The organism is Acidobacteriota bacterium, assembly GCA_029861955.1.
In the GTDB taxonomy this organism is placed as follows: Bacteria; Acidobacteriota; Polarisedimenticolia; order Polarisedimenticolales; family Polarisedimenticolaceae; genus JAOTYK01.
On record JAOTYK010000002.1, the window covers coordinates 146,091 to 161,678 of the forward strand.

General features: G+C 61.3%; 14 protein-coding genes. 8 read left to right on the forward strand and 6 right to left on the reverse strand.

Annotation, left to right across the window (positions count from 1 at the left end; all coding sequences use genetic code 11):
• Positions 1-3: 3 nt before the first annotated feature.
• Positions 4-2,118 carry a MopE-related protein gene (locus tag OES25_01595; GenBank protein ID MDH3626334.1) on the reverse strand — a complete coding sequence of 705 codons (2,115 nt, stop codon included), beginning with the start codon at positions 2,116-2,118 and terminating at the stop codon, positions 4-6.
• 166 nt (positions 2,119-2,284) lie between these two features.
• Here OES25_01595 and OES25_01600 point away from each other — a divergent pair, with 166 nt between their 5' ends.
• From OES25_01600 to OES25_01615, 4 genes are read left to right on the forward strand one after another with little or no spacing between them, the layout of a single operon-like run.
• The gene (locus OES25_01600) at positions 2,285-3,214 is read left to right on the forward strand and encodes a zinc ABC transporter substrate-binding protein (protein ID MDH3626335.1); all 930 of its coding nucleotides are present in this window, start codon (positions 2,285-2,287) and stop codon (positions 3,212-3,214) included.
• A complete protein-coding gene (locus OES25_01605) occupies positions 3,211-4,026 on the forward strand; it encodes a metal ABC transporter ATP-binding protein (GenBank protein ID MDH3626336.1) in 816 nt (271 codons plus the stop codon). Before OES25_01600 ends, OES25_01605 begins: the two co-directional genes overlap by 4 nt.
• Positions 4,026-5,306 carry a metal ABC transporter permease gene (locus OES25_01610; GenBank protein ID MDH3626337.1) on the forward strand — a complete coding sequence of 427 codons (1,281 nt, stop codon included), beginning with the start codon at positions 4,026-4,028 and terminating at the stop codon, positions 5,304-5,306. Before OES25_01605 ends, OES25_01610 begins: the two co-directional genes overlap by 1 nt.
• The gene (locus OES25_01615) at positions 5,303-6,415 is read left to right on the forward strand and encodes a metal ABC transporter permease (protein MDH3626338.1); all 1,113 of its coding nucleotides are present in this window, start codon (positions 5,303-5,305) and stop codon (positions 6,413-6,415) included. The genes OES25_01610 and OES25_01615 overlap by 4 nt, the downstream gene beginning before the upstream one ends.
• Here the strand turns inward: OES25_01615 and OES25_01620 are convergent.
• The gene (locus tag OES25_01620) at positions 6,394-7,089 is read right to left on the reverse strand and encodes a PD-(D/E)XK nuclease family protein (GenBank protein ID MDH3626339.1); all 696 of its coding nucleotides are present in this window, start codon (positions 7,087-7,089) and stop codon (positions 6,394-6,396) included. The two genes, OES25_01615 and OES25_01620, sit on opposite strands and share 22 nt — an antisense overlap.
• Positions 7,086-7,376, reverse strand: coding sequence for a GYD domain-containing protein (locus tag OES25_01625; GenBank protein MDH3626340.1), 291 nt, complete (start codon positions 7,374-7,376; stop codon positions 7,086-7,088). Before OES25_01625 ends, OES25_01620 begins: the two co-directional genes overlap by 4 nt.
• Positions 7,377-7,438: 62 nt before the next feature.
• Between OES25_01625 and OES25_01630 the strand changes: the two genes are divergently transcribed.
• The 3 genes from OES25_01630 to OES25_01640 all read left to right on the forward strand — a co-directional run bounded on the left by OES25_01630 (position 7,439) and on the right by OES25_01640 (position 11,238).
• On the forward strand, positions 7,439-7,867 hold the full coding sequence (locus tag OES25_01630; protein MDH3626341.1) for a GFA family protein: 429 nt from the start codon (positions 7,439-7,441) through the stop codon (positions 7,865-7,867).
• Between the two features lie 68 nt (positions 7,868-7,935).
• Positions 7,936-9,189 carry a spondin domain-containing protein gene (locus OES25_01635; protein MDH3626342.1) on the forward strand — a complete coding sequence of 418 codons (1,254 nt, stop codon included), beginning with the start codon at positions 7,936-7,938 and terminating at the stop codon, positions 9,187-9,189.
• Between the two features lie 36 nt (positions 9,190-9,225).
• Complete coding sequence (locus OES25_01640; protein ID MDH3626343.1) at positions 9,226-11,238, forward strand: tetratricopeptide repeat protein; 2,013 nt, start codon at positions 9,226-9,228, stop codon at positions 11,236-11,238.
• A 4-nt stretch (positions 11,239-11,242) separates the two neighbouring features.
• On the opposite strand, the gene OES25_01645 is transcribed toward OES25_01640, so the two are convergent.
• From OES25_01645 to OES25_01655, 3 genes are all read right to left on the reverse strand, one after another.
• Positions 11,243-12,163 carry a phosphatase PAP2 family protein gene (locus OES25_01645; protein ID MDH3626344.1) on the reverse strand — a complete coding sequence of 307 codons (921 nt, stop codon included), beginning with the start codon at positions 12,161-12,163 and terminating at the stop codon, positions 11,243-11,245.
• A 125-nt stretch (positions 12,164-12,288) separates the two neighbouring features.
• Entirely contained in the window at positions 12,289-13,290 is a 1,002-nt protein-coding gene (locus OES25_01650) for a peptidoglycan DD-metalloendopeptidase family protein (GenBank protein MDH3626345.1), read from the reverse strand.
• Positions 13,291-13,312: 22 nt separating this feature from the next.
• Positions 13,313-14,467: an alpha/beta hydrolase gene (locus OES25_01655; protein ID MDH3626346.1), complete on the reverse strand. Its 1,155-nt coding sequence runs from the start codon at positions 14,465-14,467 to the stop codon at positions 13,313-13,315.
• Between the two features lie 356 nt (positions 14,468-14,823).
• Between OES25_01655 and OES25_01660 the strand changes: the two genes are divergently transcribed.
• Positions 14,824-15,534, forward strand: coding sequence for an Ig-like domain-containing protein (locus OES25_01660; protein MDH3626347.1), 711 nt, complete (start codon positions 14,824-14,826; stop codon positions 15,532-15,534).
• Positions 15,535-15,588 lie beyond the last annotated feature (54 nt).

Consider the following 15,588-nt stretch of genomic DNA (forward strand, 5'->3'; position numbering starts at 1 on the left):
TCATCACGGCGCGCAGACCAGAATCCGTTCCACACCGTCGGAATCCAGGCCCCAGCTACCGGGGTTCGGAATGACGGATCGCACCAGATAGTTGAACACCGTCCCGGAAGCCGGAACGTCCGTATCCGTGAAGCTATTGGAGAACGAACTGAACGGCGTGCAACCGGTCGAGAAATCGGCGTGAGTTGATCGTTGGATCTGGTAACGGGCGGCGTTTGCCTGGGCGGACCATGACAGGAGCGTCGGATCTCCACCGGGATCCAGGAAACCGGTGACGCCGTCGATCTCGTCGGTGTCTCCAGAACAATCGTTGTCGATGCCGTCGTTCGACTCGAACTGATCAGGATTGGTGCCGGCGTCGGCGTCGTTACAGTCGCAGACGGTGCCCCAACCATCGCTGTCAAGATCCATCTGATCGGGATTTGAAACGAGTTCACAGTTGTCGTCGGTACTACAGATCAAATCCATGTCCGGGTCGGAATTGTCGGGATTGAGGGGGCAGAAGTCACAGCTGTCGCCTACCTCATCACTGTCCGCATTCCACTGGTCGGCGTTGGCAACGCTCGGGCAGTTGTCACAGGCGTCGGGACGACCGTCGGAATCGGCGTCGTTGCCGCCTAGCGGCGGGAGGCCACTGTTATCGCTGCTATCGACGATGACTGTGGGCGGCGTCGTCACCAGCTCCGTGATCTCGACGTCATCGACCCACCAGCCGTCGTCTCCGGGTACCGGGTTCAAGCCGGGAAAGATTTCCTCCCAGGTCTCCGCGAGGGCGACATTCCCCTCCAGCGTGCTGGCCAGGTAGCGGACTCGAATGGATCTCCCACGATAACGACTGAGGTCGACGCGAGATTCGACCCATGTCCCGATCCCCCACAGACCCTGGAGTCCCGGTCCGTCGGCCAGCCCCAGGTTGGCCGGATCGTAGGTGTTCTGGGTGTCTCCCATGTTGGCGAAGATGAACTCGGGGTAGCAGGTCGACGAACGACCGTAACGCCGGTCCGGATGGGTCGGCGCAAAATAGTCATCCTCCGTACTCCCATCATCGATCGGGTCAAAACCGCAATTAGAGATGTGAGGGTGGTTCTGCTGGTCGTAGGGGTTCCGGTAGGGATCGACCTTGAACCAGGGTCCTGCAGGGTCGCCCTGATCGTCGGCCACCTGGATCATCACGACTCCAGCGTCATAGGTCCGGCGGTAGGGGAGCGCAAAGGCCCGGCTGTCGGCGAAACTCGACTGATGCTTGAAGATCAAGGTGGGTTCTACCGCATCGGCGGCGATATGCACCGGCTGACTCATGCGTGCCGCCTCGAGGGAGGCCAGCGGGGTCGTCCAGTTCAGCGGGGGTCCCAGATCGATGCCGTAAAAGAGCGAGTGGAATCCGCTGAAGCCCCGCCCCCCGGCCGGTGAAAAGGCCGGTCCACTGAGACCCCAGATCTCGCCGTCCACGAATTCGGGAGTCGGACCCATATGACAATTGGCGTTGCTGGGGCCACTGTTGGAGTTGGGCGCCGCAGGGTCGTTGTACTGACAGCGGTAACCATCCGAATCGGCCAGAGTGCCGTGACCGGCGTCGATGTTGTCCACCTCGAACGACCCCATGCCGTCCTCGAAGCTCTCGAAGTAGGACGTGCTCCCCGAACCCCCGCTGACGTTCAGGTCAAGATCGAGACGCAGTTTCGGCGAGTACACCGCCACGGGTCCCTGATTGGAATCGGCCGTGACCTTGAACTCCACCGATAGGTCGTCAAACGGTCCAAGACCGAGAGTCGCACGATCCACATCGGCAACGGTAAAGACCGCGCCGGCCGTCGTCTGGACCACCGCGCCGCTGGGAAGGTTTCCGACCAAGATGGTGTTGGTGGTCAGGCAGCCAAGTTCCGACTGCAGTTCGTAGAGACGGAGCGTCACGTTGGTCAGGGACTGACCGCTGGTGTTCTCGACCGTCACGTTCACGGATACCGTCTCGAGGGTGTCGGCAAACCCATCGTTGTCGCCGTTGTCCGTCAGCGAGACGGAGCGGACGGCGATGCCTCCCGCCAGCAGCGGCGAGGCGCACAGAATGATCAGAATCGACAACTCGACGACCCGTCGAGCCCGTTTCCAGGTTGTCTTCATGCTTCCCCCCTCTTGGCCCCGTGTGCGCGAGACGGCCGGGGGCCCGAATGTGCTACCCATCATCTAAGCCGAAATGGGTCGAGAAGTTAGTAAGATTTTGCGTTTGTTGCGGATAGCGGGTTCGCGCCCCATTGATCTTTTCATCTCCCGGTATTAATATTTTGACATGTCAAAAACTATCCAAGCCGTACTCACGATTGCAGTTGTCGCGTTGGTCACCGGTTGTGCCAGCGACCCCACGGACCGGGCAGCCGGTGACGGACCGCTCAAGATCGTCGCCACCACCGGCATGATCGGGGACGCCGCGGCGATCGTCGGCGGTGATGCGGTGAACGTCGAGACCTTGATGGGGCCGGGTGTCGACCCCCATCTGTTCAAGGCCAGCGAAGGCGATGTGCAGAGGCTCGGCGACGCAGACCTGATCCTCTACAATGGTCTTCATCTGGAAGGCAAGATGACCGACATCCTGGTCAAGCTGGCCTCGCGTCGACCGATCGTCGCCGTCGGTGGCGAACTACCCGAGGAACGACTCCGCGAACCTCCGGAGTTTCTTGGTCAGTACGACCCCCACATCTGGTTCGATGTCGAGCTCTGGAGTCGGACCCTGACGTTCATCGCAGAGGCCCTCGTAGAGCTTCGACCCGAACACGCGGAGACGTTTCGCGCCAACGCCGAGAGCTATCGCCAGGCACTTCTGGAATTGGATAGCTGGGCCAAGGATCGGATCGAATCCATTCCGGAGTCTCGCCGAATCCTCGTAACCGCCCACGATGCGTTCGGCTATTTCGGCGAGCGCTACGGCGTTCGTGTTGTCGGTCTTCAGGGACTCTCGACTCTGGCCGAAGCCGGACTGAAGGATATGGAACGGGTGGTGGATATCGTCGTCGATAGTGGCATCGATGCGATCTTCGTGGAGACCAGCGTCCCCCGGCGGGCCATCGAGGCGGTGCAGGCTGCCTGTCGCGCCCGAGGTGCCGATGTGGAGATCGGCGGGGAACTCTTCTCCGACGCCATGGGTGCCGAAGGGTCCCCCGAGGGAACCTACATCGGCATGGTTCGACACAACGTCAACACAATCGTCGAGGCTCTCCAATGACCCCACTCCCAGAACACGCCTCCCCCGCCGTCGAAGTCCATGACCTGACCGTGGCATATGGCACCCAGCCGGTCCTGTGGGACATCGACGTCACGCTTCCCGAGGGTCGTCTGATCGCCATCGTCGGACCCAACGGCGCGGGGAAATCGACGCTGCTCAAGGCGGTGCTGGGACTCCTGAAGCCCATCACCGGGTGGGTAAAGATCTTCGGTGAATCGGCCGGGACCCGTCGCAGCTGGGTCGGCTACGTGCCCCAACGAGAGTCCGTCGATTGGGACTTTCCGACAAGCGCGCTCGACGTCGTCCTGATGGGGCGTTACGGCCAACTCGGCTGGTTTCGTCGACCCAATCGGTTGCATCGAGACGCGGCACTCCAATGCCTGGATCAGGTTGGGATTCGCGAACTCGCGGACCGCCAGATAAGCCAACTCTCCGGTGGACAACAGCAGCGCGTGTTCCTCGCGAGAGCGTTGGCACAAGATGCGCGCCTCTACCTGATGGATGAACCGTTTGCAGGCGTCGACGCGACTACGGAACGTGCGATTCTCGAACTCCTGCACGAACTACGTGCCGAGGGAAGAACGGTCGTGGCAGTCCATCACGATCTGCAGACCGTCGCCGAATACTTCGATCATGTCGTGCTGCTCAACATGCGTCTCGTCGCATCCGGCCCTGTCGATACGACCTTCACGACCGAAAACCTCCAGAGAACCTACGGCGGGCGTCTGACGGTTCTCACCCAGGCCACGGAAGCATTGATGCGACGTTCCTCTGCGGGTCCCACACTTCGGGAGCACTCGGGGAAGGACTGATGTTCGAACTCGGATTCTCTGCGCGTAACGTGCTGATCGGCGCCAGCCTTCTAGGGGTCGCTGGCGGACTGTTGGGTTCGTTTGCATTGTTGCGACGACAGAGCCTCCTCGGCGATGCCCTGGCCCACGCGGCACTTCCGGGCGTCTGTCTTGCGTTCCTGCTTACGGGATCCAAGTCGCCGGGTGTACTTCTGGCCGGTGCCCTGGTCGCGGGGTTGCTCGGGGCGTTGATCATCCTGGCGATCGTGCGGAACTCCCGCATCAAGGAGGACACTTCCATCGGCATCGTACTCTCGGTCTTCTTCGGCGGCGGAATCGTCCTCCTGACCGTGATCCAGAAGATGCCGATGGGGAATCAGACCGGCCTGGACAAGTACCTGTTTGGTCAGGCGGCGACGCTGATGCCGAGAGACCTCAGGGTCATGGGAGTGCTCGTCGCCATCGTCCTCGTGCTGACGTGGCTGTTCTACAAGGAGTTCAAGCTTCTCTGTTTCGACCGAGAGTTTCAGGCCAGCCTGGGAACACCGGTCCGCTGGCTCGAGATTCTCATGACGACGCTCCTGGTGACCGTCGTCGTCATCGGACTCCAGACCGTGGGCGTCGTTCTCGTCGTCGCGACGCTGATCACTCCAGCGGCGGCCGCGCGACAGTGGACGGAACGGCTGGGGGTCATGTTGTTTCTTGCCGTCGTGATCGGCGGAGGCTCCGGAGCACTCGGCGCCCTGTGGAGCGCTTCGGCGGCATCGATGCCGACGGGACCGGTGATCGTCCTCTGTAGTAGCGGTGCCCTTGTGCTCTCGATCCTATTCGGCCGATCCCGGGGCATCTTGTGGTCGTCCTTGCGCGCGCGAACCGTCGCTCAACGCATTCGACGCGAGAACCTACTGAAGGACCTCTATCGTTGGGGTGAGTCACCCGGTGAAGACTGGACCTCCGAGGTCTCGATCAACCTTCTCACCGGAATGCGTGGCCAGGGAGCGTCACGACTCCTGCGTGTTGCCCGTGCGCTGCGACGTCGCGGACTGCTCGAACGAACGAACGCCGGCATGAGACTCACACCCGACGGTCTACTGCAAGCCGAGAGCATCGTCCGCAAGCATCGACTGTGGGAGACCTACCTCACCCGGAAATTGGATCTTGCGAGCGACCACGTCCATCGGGATGCCGACCTGATGGAGCATGCCCTCGATGAAGAGGCGGTGGCCCTACTCGACGAGCGTCTCGGCTATCCCGGGATTGATCCCCACGGCCAACCGATCCCACCCCGGAGAGCGGCATGAGTTCGACGATCGTCATCCTGCTGGTGGCCTCGGTTGCGGCGGCTTCGTGTGCCATCGTCGGAACGTTTCTTGTCCTACGACGCATGGCCCTCCTGGGGGATGCGATCAGCCACGCCGTGCTGCCGGGAATCGTGATTGCATTCTTGATGACCGGTGATCGCTCTCCGTTACCGATGGTCATCGGTGCCGGTGCGCTCGGTGTCGTCACCGTGTTCCTCGTCGAGATGTTCCTCCGAACCCGACGCCTGAAGGAAGATGCGTCCATCGGTGTCGTCTTCCCCGCCCTGTTTTCTATCGGCGTCATCCTCATCAGCCGTTATGCCGGGCAGGTAGACCTGGATCTCGACTGCGTGCTTTACGGTGAGATTGCCTACTCGCCCCTGGACCTCGTCATCTATCGCGATGTGGTACTTGGCCCGAAGGCTCTGTGGATCAATGGAGCGATCCTACTCGTCAACCTCCTGTTCGTCGGACTTCTGTTCAAGGAGCTCAAGCTCACGACCTTCGATGCGCAGCTTGCCGCGACGTTGGGGTTCTCGCCGATTCTCGTGCATTACCTGCTGATGAGTTCCGTCTCATTGACGGTGGTCGGAGCGTTCGAGTCGGTCGGTGCGATCCTCGTGCTGGCCCTCCTCGTGGTTCCTCCTGCGGCGGCGTACCTGTGGACCGATCGATTGAACATCCTCCTGACTCTTGCGGTCAGCTTCGGCGTCCTGTCGGCGATCGGTGGCTACTTCCTGGCCCGTTGGTGGGACGCGTCAATCGCCGGCTCGATCGCATTGGCAACCGGCATCGTCTTTCTCTTCTCTCTCACGTTCTCGGGTCAACACGGTGTTCTCGGACGCTGGCGTGTTCATCGCAAACTCGGTTGGGCGATGGCCGAACAACTGATGCTGCTGCACATGGATTCGGGACGACCAATGCCGCTGGACGTCCTCGTCCAGCGCTTCTCGTGGCCCCGCGGTAGGTTCGACCGGGTCGTCTCGCGCCTGCTGGCGAAGGACTGGATATCCCGGGATGCCGATGGTCTTCGTCTAACGACCCGGGGTGCGGAGGCCCTTGAGACCTCCGGCCAGAGCGAACTACGTCATCCGCTGGTTCCGGTCTGAAGTAACGCCTGAACCTCGTCGTGGTGTTCGCGGATCGGGATCTCGTTATGACGATCGGTGAAGTTGACAAGACGTAACGAAACGCTGCGCTCCCCGATCCTCTCCCGCAACAGGTGTCGATAGAGAGACAGCTGTAGGCTGTACTTGCTGAGATCGCAGTCGTCGAGGTGTTCGATCGGAGGCCGTGCCTTCTGCCAGCGATTATCGAATTTCATCTTCTTGGCGCGCTTCCAGTCACAGATGATGATCGCGCCGTCGCGATCTTCGAAGACGGCGTCTACGGTCCCGGCGATCCCGAGTTCTGGACAACAGACCTGTTCCTCGACCATCAGCGGTCGCCAGGGCTTGTCGGCGATAAACGACTCGAAGTGCTCGAACTCGTCGCTGCGTTCGCCGCTGACATCACCGTCAACCAGATGCTGCTGGATGTTGTTGTGAAGCAACGTCCCGAGTTCTCTTGCCTGCTGTCCGTTGGCCTCCCACTCCGCCACCAGTTCGTCGGGATCGCGGCCGTGGTACTTGCTGTTCGGGTTAAGGACGACCTTGCGCGCAATCCTGGGTCCATCAAACGCCGCGAAGAAGCGGGATAGAAACTGGGTGACGGAGATCAACTTGCGACCATCGTACGTATAGGTATGGGTCGACTCGTCGAACTTCAGCATGTCGGAGTTCATTGCTTCTCGATGAGTCCCTGGGCATCGGCCCATTCATACGCGCGCAGCGTCGTGGTCCTGACGTTCCCCGACGCTCCAAGCGAGAGAAGGATCGTCGCGGCCGTCTCGTCGTCCGGCGCTTCGATGATCAACACGCCGTCGTGAGATCCGATCGTCCAGTACTGCGCGACCACTCGAGCCCCCGCCTTCTCGGCCATTGCGTTGAATTGATCCGCCCGATGGGGAGAATTCTTGATGTTACGTATCCCCTGATCCGTGTAATCCAGCAAGGCGATGAAGGTCCCCATCGAATCTCCTCGTTCGGGATGTAGGCCCGTAGTACCGTTGATTCTATCCTGGGAGGGCGACGATGAGCAGCACGGAAACCTACCATGCGTCCTGTCTCTGCGGCCGGGTTCGGTTGGCCGCCTGTCCGCCGATACAGAGGATCGGACACTGCCACTGCGACAACTGCCGACGGGCCCAGGGGGCCGGAGTCTGGACCTGGATCACCTTCAAGACGGAGGCGGTCGACGTCGAGACCGGTCACGAGGACCTTCGGCAGTACCGGTCGGATACCGACGCGATCAGGCAGTTTTGCGGGAATTGCGGAAGTAGCCTGACCTTCGCCTCGCCCCGTTGGCCCGGGGTCATCGATCTGTCGCTGGCCAACCTCGAGGAACCGATCGATACGGCGCCGGATCTTCACGTCTATGCCGACCGTGCGCCGGGTTGGTGCCCCATCCTCGATGAGCTGCCGCGTCTCGGGGGGCCCGAAGGCAATCAGCCTATCGATTAATCGGCGGGTGCTGTAACATTCGTGTTGCTGTGTTCGATGCCGATTCTCGTTCGGACTGGAGGTTCCCCATGCGCATCCGTCGATTGTCCACTCTGTTCGCCATCGGATTGATGGTCGCCGGTCTCTCCCACGCGCAGCAAGTCGGTCGAAGAGCGGTCGTGGTGACCGTTCAGAATCTCGCGCCGGCAGGTGGCACGTATCAGAGTCCCATCTGGATTGGTTTCCATGACGGAGGTTTCGATCTCTACGATCTCGGAATGGCCTCGTCCGAGGCCCTTGAACGGATCGCGGAGGACGGCGACACCGCGGCGCTGAACGCCCTTTTCGCGACGATGATGCCCGATGGCATCCAGACGACCGTCGCCGCCAACGGCATGATGCCTCCCCTCGCACCGGGACAACTGGCCAGCCGGATCTTCGAGCTTGATCCCTCAGACCCGAACACTCGCTACTTTAGTTTTGCGTCGATGGTCTTACCGAGTAACGACACGTTCGTCGGCAACGACTCGCCGGTCGCACACCCGATCTACAACGATCGCGGCAGATTCGTGGCAGAGGGATTCACGGTCGCCGGCCCTGGCGGCGCCATCGACGCCGGAACCGAGGCCAACGACGAGCTACCCGCCAACACCGCTTTCCTGGGCCAGAGCGTCGCAAACAGCGGCGACGATGAATTGGGTGTCGTGCACACCGCCTCCGGCTTCAACGCGGTCGGCTCCGGCGGCGTTCTCGACGAACCACAGTTTGCCCACGCGGACTACACCGAGGTCCGCTACAACCTGTTGGCGTTTCGGTTTCATCTGATTGATCTGGGTGGATCCACGACGTTCGCCGGTCGGCTGAGTGTGCAGCAGGAGATCCCTGCCCCGATCGTCGAGCGCCGACCCGGCGGTGGGAAGATCCGACTTCAACTTCTCAGCGATGGCGATGGCCTCAGCTTCCGAATCGAGACGCGGAGCCTGAGCGGGCCGATTACGGGCGCCCATCTTCACCTTGCGCCCGCCGGTCAGACCGGCCCCGTGGTTGTCGATCTCCTCGCGCTCCGCGATCGAGACAGGCGACGGTTTGTCGGGACCATCACGCCCGACGATGTGATGGGCGTACTCGGGGATGCCGATCGTCCCTTCAGCGCGTTGTTGGCAGAGCTTGCGTCCGGGGCGATCTACGTCAACGTGCATACCGAACTCAACCCGGCCGGCGAGATTCGTGGCCAGTTGTTCCCCGGTCCCCGTGGTGTCGTCCGGATCGAGGCCATGGATGATGGCGAGGGACCACCGCTCCTACCCGGTGGAAGGATTCCGGACGATCTCCAGAACCGCTGATTCGTGTAGGCTGATCCGCGTGAGCCTGACCCCAGCGTGAAATGGAAACGACCACTCTTCGCGGCGATCACGATCGTCGCGTTCTTCGGCCTGCTGGAACTGGTCCTGCTGGTCGTGGGAGTCCGTCCCCTCCTGGCGGAGAGAGATCCCTTCGCGGGGTTCTCGAAGCAGGTCAGCGTCTTCGAACTGGATTCGTCCGCAGGAGTCTGGCGGACGCCGGAGCGAGCCCGGCTGCGCTCGTTCAACGATCAACAGTTCCTCGCGCGGAAGCCGAAAAATGGGTTGCGCGTTTTCACGATCGGCGGCTCCAGCGCCTACGGATTTCCGTGGGGTGCCAGGGAGGCCTTCCCCCATCTACTCGGCGAGGCTCTGGCTCAGACCTATCCCGATCGGACGGTCGAGTCGATCAATGCGGCCGCCATGTCCTACGGCTCCCATCGTCTTCGGATCCTGGTCCACGAGCTGATGCGCTACAAACCCGATGTTCTGGTGGTTTACGGGGGCCACAACGAGTTTGTCGAGCGCAGCTTCTACAGCAAGATGCTGGAGCGGCCGGAAGAACTCGATACGCTGAAACGGGTCATGAGCCACTCACGCCTTTTCTCGGCGGCGACACGGTTCTACGAGAATCTGAAAGAGCCGGTTGCGCAGGCTGACTCACCCCTGGGGCTTGACGTCCGCCGAGAGAAACCGCAGGAGATGGCCAACGCCGAACGCGAAGAGGTTGTGCGGCAGTTTGACGAGAATCTGAGTGCGATCATCGATCTATGTGAACGTGAGGGTGTGACCGTCGTTCTGTCGACGGTTCCTTCCAACTTGACCGGTTGGCTACCGAACGGGTCCTCGTTCCCCGACGGGATGACCCCACCCGAGAAACAACGAATCGACGAGACGTTGGTTGCCGCCGAAGAGGCACTGAATGACAACGATCCGCCCGGCGCGCTCACACGTCTCGACGGAATCGACGACGTGGCCGATCGTCATGCCCTCTGGTGGTTTATTCGAGGGAACGCGCTCGCGTCACTCGGTCAGTCCGACGAGGCGCGCCAGGCCTATACACGTGCTCGCGACCTCGATGCCGCTCCGTCCCGAGCCAGCACCGCATTGAATGACGTGATCCGTTCGCTTGCGGTCAAGCGCGATATTCCGCTTGTCGATTCCGTCAGCGTGGTCGAGAAGTTCGCCCCCAACGGACTCCCCGGTTTCAACCTTTTCGAGGACTACGTTCACCCGAAACCTCTGACTCATCAGCTCATCGCCGAGGCGATCTGGATGGAGCTGGTCGAGCCGGACGTCCCATCTCGATTCTGGAGCCTCGTCGGGTCAAAACGACCCGTCGTCAGCGACCTGGTCGATCAGCCGATCGGCGACTCCGGCCAACAGACACCGGCAATGCTGTTCAATCTCGCAGTCGTTCTCGAGAATCAAGGTCACACCGATCAGGCGGAGGCAAAGTATCGCGCCTGTCTCGAACTGCACCCCGGTTACTTCTACGCTCGATCGAACCTGGCCCGACTCCTCTACGGTCGTGGTCAGTTGGCGGAAGCTGAGAACGAGTATCGCCGGGTCGTCGCCGAGGAGCCCGACCACCTGCGCGCCGTGCATGGACTCGGAGTGACGCTCCAGAAACAGGGGCGCGCGCAGGAAGCCCTCGAGTTCTTCGAACGCGCGACACGGATAGACCCTAAGTCGGGTAACTCGTGGCTTCTTCACGGGCTGACACTGGTGCAACTTCAACAGATGGATCGGGCCGCGATATCGTTCGCCCACGCAGCAGATCTGAATCCGACCGACGCCAACGTACGCGTTCTGCTGGGCGGCGCGCTTCTTCGCGTCGATCGATTTGACGAAGCGGAGAACGCGTTTCGTGCAGCGCTCGAACTGGACTCCGGCAGTATCAAGGCGCGAAACGGCGTCGCGGCGGCACTCGCCAACCGCGGGGAACTCGACGCGGCAGAACGTCTCTACCTCGAAAGCCTGCGACTGGATCCGGACAATGCCCAGGCTCGTCGCGCCCTGGCCGCGATCGATCGACGACGAAACGAGTAGGCGGTCACTTCCAGCTGTGTTGGTAGATCACTCCGAATCCGCCGTTAGTGGAATCGACGTGAGGGCGGAATCGCTTCCATAGCTGCGACGGCGAGTCGTCGAGACCTGTCGCGCGGTAGGTCACCATCTGGCCGATGCTCTGCCCTAGAATCGCGCCGGCCAGGATGTCCGACGGGAAATGACGACCCAGCGCCACGCGGGACAGGGCGATCATGCTGGCCGTCCCGTACGAGAGCCACGCAACCAAACGACGCTCGTAATATTCACCGGCGATAACGGCGGCCACGGCAAACGCGCCTGCGGCATGACCGGATGGGAACGAGGTCGACTCCTGTCCGGCGATCGGAGACGAGATGAAGAACCCGCCGTTTCCTCCGGACGCCGGTCGCGTCCTACGGGTGACCTTCTTCAACACACTGACGTAGATCGCCGTGTTGATCAGGGCCTCGCCCGAGAGACTGGTCGTTCGTTCTAAACGGTTGTTCCCGGCCCAACGCGAGACCAGGTAGGTACTGCCAAGAATCAATGCGCTGGTCTTGGCGTCGCCGACGGCCGTAAAGAACTCGGCGGTTCCACGCCGATTGCCCGTCGACCATCCCTCGAAGTTTCTTGTCAACTGAAGGTCCGCCGATCCAGCGTCAGCGGAAGACTGCGTCGCGCCGGTCACCGCCATCGCCAGAGGGAGCGAGAAGCTCAGGCGTCGCGCCTCTGCAGGCCACCAGGTGGTCACGAGGAACTTCTGGTCGCCGGCCACCCGCTTGAAGAGATTCTTACGATGAAACGGACGATCGGAGTCCCAGCGTTTTATCGGCGTGAAGTTTCTGCCTAGATTCGGTAGCTCCGGATCGGAATCCTCGGCGAATGCCGGGACACCCAGAAGACAACACAGCGCGACAAGGTACGGAAGAATGGGGTTTCTATGCAAGATCTTACCTCGATGCCACCGGAGTGCTCCGGTCGTGGCGAGAGATAAGAGGTGCCGTCGCGTTGGAATCCTTCGTCCAAGACGATCACAAGTTCGTACTTGCGGTACGATCGCCGCAGCCTAGCTCACCGTGGTTGGATCTTCTGCCCCCTGGTAGGCTCACCACGCTCGATCTTTTCACCGTCCGCGGTGTAGTTGAGGAACTGGGACGGTAGGCCGTCGCCTTTGCCGAACTCTGCCGTGGTCTGCAGGTGGTAGTGGACGTGTGCCTCGCTCGTGTTGCCGCTATTCCCCGTCAGCCCGAGGGGCTGCCCGGCGGTCACCTTCTCCCCGACCTCTACGGCAAGCGTGCCCTGCTTGATGTGGGCGATGAACGAGAACTCGCCGTTCCCGTGATCGATGATGACGTGATTCCCCAACGCTTGCTTGGGGTTCATCTCGCCGGGGACGTTGTCCTCCACATCGTTGGCGGCGGACACGACGATGCCATCGCCGGGCACGACGAGCGGTAAACCGAAACAGTAGTACTGCTCGTTTTCCGTGCCATCCCCCTCATGAGTTGCCCCATCCCGCATCACGAGGACGTCGTAGGCGAACCGCTGATCGGGATACGCGGTGTGGTAGTTCTCTTTCAGGCTGCGCCCACCCCAGAACACATCCCACTCGTCGGTGAAGGGCAAGCGCAACGGCGTCTTGGTCTGGTATTCAAGATGCTCCGTTGCGGCTTCAACCTGTTTCGGACGAATCCTGAAACCGGCAATCTTCCCGTCATCGGAATAGGCCAGCACCACCTCTAGCGGGCTCTCGTGTTTTTCAAAGGTCGCCGCGCGAGTGTATATCTGGACTCCGCCTGCCGTCGTCACCGACTCGTCCAGGACGGAGACCTCTTTGCCGAGTTGCTCGCCGATCTGCGTGCGAAATACCTGGAGCGCGTCGACACTTAGCCCGGATTTCATCGCATCGTCGAAGTCAGCGTGCAGGGCGGCAAGTTCGCCCGAGTAAAACCGGGCCGTGTCCCGTTGACCGCGTTCGATGACGGCGCCATCGTCGGCGGCCGCGCTTACGACGGCGATGGAGAGACCTGCGAGAAGGACACAACAGCGGTAGGCGAGAGATCTTTGGCTCATCGTAATCCTGACTTTGAGCGAACTAGTTGGCAGCTAGCGGAGAGTCCGCGTCGGGGTTGAGGGTAATCCGATCGGCCACAACCTCTGCAGACTCGACCTGCTCGATGAACTCACGCAACAAACTCGCGACGATCGCCGGTCGTTCTGAAGGTAGAGCGTGCTTGCTCTTTTCGATGACACGGAGTTGCGCATTCGGCAGTTGACGCTGCAGCTTGTAGCCCATCGATAGCGGCAGCACCTCGTCTCGCTCGCCCCAGATAATGAGGACTCTTGGCGTCACGGACTGATAGTCGGCGACAAGTTGTTCAATTTTGTTCCACGTCGGACGCCGAGTCTCTGGAGAGTACGGCACCGTCTGTCTCAGGACCGCCTGGGCGGATCGTCGACGCTCTCGATTGATGAGAATCGATCTCAACCGGTCGGCTTCCAGATGAGTGGCATGGCTCGGGTCGTTCGTGCTCGCCAGCGCAATCCTGGCCGTCTTCCTCTTCACCATTCCGAACATCCGTGCGATGCCCAGCAGCGGCCCGGGGAGCTCTGCCACAGTCACGAAATCTGCCGGAATCCTCTCGACGGCGATATCGAGAGGAGCAAGGAGCACCGCACTTTCGACGCGTTCCAGGACATCGGGATACTCAATGCTAAGTGCCGGCGAACCCAATGCGCGAAGAACGACGGTTCCGCCGATTGAATGCCCGACAAACGTGAACGGCCCGCGGTCGTCGGTTTGATTGTCCCGCTCTCGAAGCACTTGCAAGATGCGGCGGGCCTGAGCTTCGGGTCCGTACCCTTCGGTCGGCAGGCTCTCGGGGTCGGGGTGATCACTCTCCCCGCTTCCGAGCTGATCGATCAACACGATCTTGTGGTCCCGCCCCAGGTCTCCCACCAAGAACCGCCAGGTCTCTCGATTTGAGAATCCACCATGAACAAACACCAGCGTTCGATCGGCGTCGGGGTTGTGGAGTTCCTCGACAGCCAATGCCTGTCCGCTGCCGCCATCCGCTGCGGTTTCGACCCGATAGGTTGTCCACGAAGTTTGCTGTAGCCGCTGCGCCTCCAACTTCGCCAGGTGCGGCACCTGCTGAATCGTCCGCAGCTCGCGGTACGGATGGGCGCAGCCGACGGTCGCGAGAACCAGCAGGGACACGGTCAGTGTGAGATGGGTTCGCTTTCGCATGGTCGATCGCGATCATACACGGGGTCGAAACCGCGGACGCAATCGGAGTGGGGTCAGGTCAGACCCTGGGAGGTGTAGGCCGCCAGAAGCGCGCCGAGGGCGATGAGACCCAGGATCGGCAGGTAGGTCGTGATGACTCGATCTCGTAAGGGTTGTGCAGGCATCGACATGCTGTCCTCCTTTCGTACATCAAGGTTACGAGTTCCATCGGACGGAGGCCCCGGGTTCGCTCAGCTCTTGCGGCATGGGGTCCGCAGCGAGCCTGCGGACGCCCACGCGGGTCTGCGAGACGGCCAGGTTTTCCGGCCTTTCCCCTTCCAGTTTGACTCGGAGGGGGTGCGCCTTATCTTATAATTATGTTACAAATTCGACGAGCCAACTCCAAAGATCCACCCCACGGTGCGGAGCACTCCGAGTCCAAATCCGTCATTCTCCTCCTGTTGCTCGTTCTGCTCAACGTCCTCATCCTCTCGCCGATCAACCTCGTTCGAGCGGCCGAGCCGTACATCCCGGAGGACCCGAACAACGCCCCGTTCAAAGTCCAACGCACCGTGGGCGATGCGTCAATGGTCCGGGAGGCGCAGGCGCACGTCATGGTCTTCCAGGGGCCTCACGATGACGACGTCGGCGTGCTGGACGACGGCGCACTCTACTTCTACGTAATCGAGCACCCCATTCGGGCCGTGACGCTCTCGGTGCACAAGAATGAAGCGCTGGGAACCGTTCGTCTCGGTTTCGATGACGGCAAACCATCATCCGCGGCCGTCAACGTTGCGTGGTCCGGCCTGACCGTCCGACCGTCCGACATCTCAGCCGACGGGGCAACGGCGGCAACCGTGACCATCGTTCCTCGGGACGGATTCGGAACTCCCCTGGGCGCCGGACTGAGAGTGCTGCTGGACGAAGCCTCGCTGCTGCCCGGTACTCCTGTTGGGCCGGTCGTCGATGAGGGCAACGGGCGCTACACGGTGCAGGTCGTTTCGTCGACTGCGGGAGCCGGCTCGGTCGTGGTCATCGTCGAGGATCAAATTCTGGCTGACCAACCCACCGTGACCTACAAGTGGTAACGACTGATGGTGCGGAAGATAGTCACGCGAAAGATCGTTGTCTTGTTCGCTGAG

Coding starts and splice junctions, on each gene's coding strand:
- OES25_01605 (MDH3626336.1), top strand. CDS start 3,211: ATGACCCCACTCCCAGAACACGCCTCCCCCGCCGTCGAAGTCCATGAC.
- OES25_01610 (MDH3626337.1), top strand. CDS start 4,026: ATGTTCGAACTCGGATTCTCTGCGCGTAACGTGCTGATCGGCGCCAGC.
- OES25_01615 (MDH3626338.1), top strand. CDS start 5,303: ATGAGTTCGACGATCGTCATCCTGCTGGTGGCCTCGGTTGCGGCGGCT.
- OES25_01650 (MDH3626345.1), bottom strand. CDS start 13,290: ATGAGCCAAAGATCTCTCGCCTACCGCTGTTGTGTCCTTCTCGCAGGT.
- OES25_01625 (MDH3626340.1), bottom strand. CDS start 7,376: ATGGGGACCTTCATCGCCTTGCTGGATTACACGGATCAGGGGATACGT.
- OES25_01660 (MDH3626347.1), top strand. CDS start 14,824: ATGTTACAAATTCGACGAGCCAACTCCAAAGATCCACCCCACGGTGCG.
- OES25_01630 (MDH3626341.1), top strand. CDS start 7,439: ATGAGCAGCACGGAAACCTACCATGCGTCCTGTCTCTGCGGCCGGGTT.
- OES25_01595 (MDH3626334.1), bottom strand. CDS start 2,118: ATGAAGACAACCTGGAAACGGGCTCGACGGGTCGTCGAGTTGTCGATT.
- OES25_01635 (MDH3626342.1), top strand. CDS start 7,936: ATGCGCATCCGTCGATTGTCCACTCTGTTCGCCATCGGATTGATGGTC.
- OES25_01655 (MDH3626346.1), bottom strand. CDS start 14,467: ATGCGAAAGCGAACCCATCTCACACTGACCGTGTCCCTGCTGGTTCTC.
- OES25_01620 (MDH3626339.1), bottom strand. CDS start 7,089: ATGAACTCCGACATGCTGAAGTTCGACGAGTCGACCCATACCTATACG.
- OES25_01600 (MDH3626335.1), top strand. CDS start 2,285: ATGTCAAAAACTATCCAAGCCGTACTCACGATTGCAGTTGTCGCGTTG.